Origin of the sequence: Pseudomonas spartinae (assembly GCF_965197125.1) — a bacterium.
In the GTDB taxonomy this organism is placed as follows: domain Bacteria; phylum Pseudomonadota; class Gammaproteobacteria; order Pseudomonadales; family Pseudomonadaceae; genus Aquipseudomonas; species Aquipseudomonas composti_A.
Genome location: NZ_CBDAMB010000025.1, coordinates 1 through 3,823 on the forward strand (window position 1 = coordinate 1; position 3,823 = coordinate 3,823).

Sequence of the window (3,823 nt, forward strand, 5' to 3'; positions counted from 1 at the left end):
GTGCAGACTCCAAAAGTCGGGTGGCCTGAGTTTGCAGGCAAACCGCGGCCCCAACCAGAAGCTTACGAAAATGTAATTCTGACTTCAGCTCACTGACAGGGTGGCTTGTCTAGGGTGCAAGCATGAGCACTAGGTTGTGCTCTCGGCCCTCGACAGACCAAAAGCAGAGGTGCCGGCCATAGTTAGCACTGATGGAGACTGCCCCATGAAATCGCTGAAACCTTTACTTCTGGTTGGTTCGCTGCTGCTTTCTTCTATGGTCTGGGCCGAAGGGGGGGGTGATCGTACCTTTGAGCGCATGCAGCAGATGCGCGACAAAGCGGTAGCCGTGCTGATCCAGGCAGAGAAGGCCCCAGTCGGCGAGCGGCATGTGCATATGAAGGAGCACATGAACATGCTCGAAGACCTCATGAGTCAGCTGCACAATGAACATCCTGCTCCAGGCATGTCTGCCGAAGATCATTTGGCCTGGATGGAAAAACACGACAAGTTAGTAGACGACGTGCTGGGTCAAATGATTCGCGAGCACAAGCTGATGATGGCCGACAAAGAGTGCCATAAGTAAGAGTTTCCCCCATCTTCCAGGCCTTCCGTGATTGCTCCTTTGGCCTAGCGGCGCCTCAATGGCGCCGTGCTTTTTTCCAGCTGACGCAATTGTAGTTTTGGGGTCAGCGGCCTGGCAGGAAGCGGGGAATAGCATGAGATTTCCAGCCTACCTAGCGAGGTCTCACCATGAAACGCATCCCTCTTAAGCTGCTGATCAGCACACTGTTCATCAGCACCACTTTTCCGGCATTTGCCGAGACCAGCGACAGTAGCAATGGCATTGGGCAGCAGGCCCAGGCGACGCCAGCGACTCGTACCATCTTGGTAAAGATGGACGACATCAACTACAGCCAGAAAACGATCGATGTGAAGCCAGGTGAAACCGTGCGCTTCGTTCTGAAGAACGAGGGCGCGTTGATGCACGAGTTCAACATCGGGCAGGCAGCGTCCCAGCTGGAGCACCAGCGCAAGATGGCGTCCTTGTTCAAGGACGGCACACTGACCCCGACCGGCATGGCCGAGCGCATTGTCTGGCATGAGCGTTATGGCACGGGAGACTCCAACCCTCCAGGCTATCCGGAAGTCATCAAAGCCAAGCATGACGACCCGAACGCGGTTCTCGTCGAGCCCGGCACAACCAAAGAGTTCGTGTGGACCTTCCCTAAGGCGGGCAGTTTGAGCTTCGCCTGTACATTGCCTGGGCATTACCAGGCGGGGATGGTCGGTGAGTTTGCTCTGCGTTAGTCCGGCATCGGTGCTACCCGTTGGCAGCGGGCTGGGTAGCACCGATCTGACGAACCTTACTGCGATGTAGTTTTCACGTCAGCGTACCGCCAGCTGCACCTCATTAGCATCGGGACTCATCCCTCCTCAACACCTCAGAGGCACACCATGAAACTCAGACCCGCTTTCATAATCACCACCCTTGGCTTGCTGCTCAGTGCTGCCAATGCGCTGGCCAGCCCGGGCCACAAGAAAGACAGTATTGGGCAACCGGGAGACGGTCAGGCAGTAGATCGCACCATCGAAGTCCGGATGGGGGACATCTTCTTCGAACCCAAAGCAATGGAGATCAAAGCAGGCGAGACAGTTCGCTTCGTCCTGAAAAATGACGGTGCACTGCTACACGAATTCAATCTTGGCAAAGCGGCATCCCATGCCGCGCACCAGAAAGAGATGGCCGCGATGTTTCAGAACGGCACGCTGTCCCCTACAGGTGCACATGACATGAGCAATATGGGCCATGCCATGGGCGGCATGAAGATGGTCGGTATGGAACACGATGACCCCAACAGTGTTCTTGTCGAACCTGGAGCACGCGAAGAGTTGATCTGGACCTTCTCCGCCGCCACCGAACTGGAGTTCGCCTGCAATATTCCAGGACATTATCAGTCGGGAATGGTCGGTAAGGTGACCGTACGCTGACGTTTATTGATACTCGCCAACTCCGTCCAGTCTGAGACACCTATACTGATCCGGCCGCCATTGAAACGAGGCTATTGTCGTGGACCATACCCATCACACCAGTACCACTGAGCCGCCTTTTTGGAAGAGCAAGATTGGCATTGCGCTGATCATGCTGGCCGTAATCGGCATCTTCTATGTAGCGCGTGAGCATTACGGTCATCTTTCGCAGGCCCTGCCGTACCTCATCCTGCTGCTATGCCCGCTGATGCATCTGTTTGGCCACAATCACGGCGGGCACTCCCACTCCAGCAGCACCGCTGTTTCCAAGGACGAAGAAAGGACATAGATCGCATGCAAAAGACCTCCTGCCATCATGACCAGGATCATTCACATAACTCGCACGCCCACTCCGAGAGCCAGCGCGACCCGGTGTGTGGCATGGAGGTCAATCCTGATGGCCCTTATCGCGAGAGCTTTGAAGGGAAGGCCTATCATTTCTGCAGTGCGAAGTGCCTAGAGAAATTCCAAGCAGATCCTCATCAGTACATGAGCCATCAGTCTCATGGGGAGCATCACCAGCACGCGACTCCAGCACCCACATCGACACCTGTAGGTGCTGAATACACCTGCCCGATGCATCCAGAAATCCGTCAACCGGCTCCCGGAAACTGCCCGATCTGCGGGATGACGCTGGAACCTGTCATCCCGGAGCTGGAAGAGGAGGAAAATCCAGAGCTGAAGGACTTCTCGCTGCGGTTCTGGTGGACCCTACCGTTGACCGTCATCGTGACCGTATTGGCGATGGCCGGCCATTCCTTGCAACTGTTTCATGGCACGACCCAGAACTGGGTCGAGCTGGCTCTGGCGACGCCCGTGACGCTATGGGGTGGCTGGGTATTCTTCACCCGCGGCATTGACTCCATCCGCCACCGCAGCCCCAACATGTGGACCCTGATCGGTTTGGGAACGGCCGCTGCCTACCTCTACAGCGTGGCCGCTACCTTGGTTCCGCAGTGGTTTCCGGCGGCTTTTGCCCAGGACGGACGTATCGGCGTCTATTTTGAAGCAGCCGCGGTGATTATCTCACTCACGCTGTTGGGCCAAATGCTCGAACTCAAGGCCCGCTCGCAGACTTCGGCAGCCATCAAGTCACTGCTGAGGCTGGCACCAAAGACTGCGCGTCGCATCAAGCCCGATGGCCAGGAAGAAGATATTCCGCTGACACATGTCCATCAGGGCGACCACCTACGTGTCCGGCCGGGAGAGAAAGTCCCGGTGGACGGTACGGTTCTAGAGGGGGAGAGCGCCGTCGACGAGTCGATGCTTACCGGAGAACCGTTACCCGTGACCAAGCGGGTAGGGGATGCCCTTATCGGTGCCACCCTGAACACCCACGGCAGCCTGGTGATGGAGGCGCAGAAGGTCGGTGCCGAGACCATGCTGTCGCAGATCGTTCAGATGGTGGCCAGAGCCCAACGTTCCAAGGCCCCCATGCAGCGTATGGCTGATGCGGTGGCAGGGTATTTCGTGGTCGGGGTGATCCTGATCGCGATTCTGACCTTCTTCGGCTGGGGGCTATTAGGGCCGGAATCAGGCTGGGTATTTGGCCTGATCAATGCGGTGGCGGTGCTAATCATTGCGTGTCCCTGCGCTCTGGGTCTGGCAACCCCGATGTCCGTCATGGTTGCGACTGGCAAGGCCGCTAGCAGCGGTGTGTTGTTCCGCGATGCCAGCGCCATCGAAAATCTATGCAAGATCGACACGCTCATCGTCGACAAGACTGGAACCCTGACTGAGGGGCGTCCCGTATTTCATAGTGCGGAAGGGACAGGCGGTTACGACTCCAATGAAGTGCTGCGCCTGGCTGCTA

Annotated in this window: 5 protein-coding genes; all 5 read left to right on the forward strand. The window is 57.1% G+C overall.

Annotated elements, in window-relative coordinates:
* Window positions 1–205 precede the first annotated feature (205 nt).
* A complete protein-coding gene (locus ACN8M7_RS25820; protein WP_282340273.1) occupies window positions 206–565 on the forward strand; it encodes a co-regulatory protein PtrA N-terminal domain-containing protein in 360 nt (119 codons plus the stop codon).
* 167 nt (window positions 566–732) lie between these two features.
* Entirely contained in the window at window positions 733–1,290 is a 558-nt protein-coding gene (locus tag ACN8M7_RS25825; protein ID WP_024616818.1) for a cupredoxin domain-containing protein, read from the forward strand.
* A 147-nt stretch (window positions 1,291–1,437) separates the two neighbouring features.
* On the forward strand, window positions 1,438–1,971 hold the full coding sequence (locus tag ACN8M7_RS25830; protein ID WP_003246762.1) for a cupredoxin domain-containing protein: 534 nt from the start codon (window positions 1,438–1,440) through the stop codon (window positions 1,969–1,971).
* 79 nt (window positions 1,972–2,050) lie between these two features.
* Window positions 2,051–2,299, forward strand: a complete 249-nt coding sequence (locus ACN8M7_RS25835) for a DUF2933 domain-containing protein (RefSeq protein WP_003246761.1) — start codon at window positions 2,051–2,053, stop codon at window positions 2,297–2,299.
* Window positions 2,300–2,304: 5 nt separating this feature from the next.
* On the forward strand, window positions 2,305–3,823 hold a 1,519-nt coding region (locus ACN8M7_RS25840; protein WP_490262618.1), incomplete at its 3' end, for an HAD-IC family P-type ATPase.

Coding starts and splice junctions, on each gene's coding strand:
- ACN8M7_RS25820 (WP_282340273.1), top strand. CDS start 206: ATGAAATCGCTGAAACCTTTACTTCTGGTTGGTTCGCTGCTGCTTTCT.
- ACN8M7_RS25825 (WP_024616818.1), top strand. CDS start 733: ATGAAACGCATCCCTCTTAAGCTGCTGATCAGCACACTGTTCATCAGC.
- ACN8M7_RS25830 (WP_003246762.1), top strand. CDS start 1,438: ATGAAACTCAGACCCGCTTTCATAATCACCACCCTTGGCTTGCTGCTC.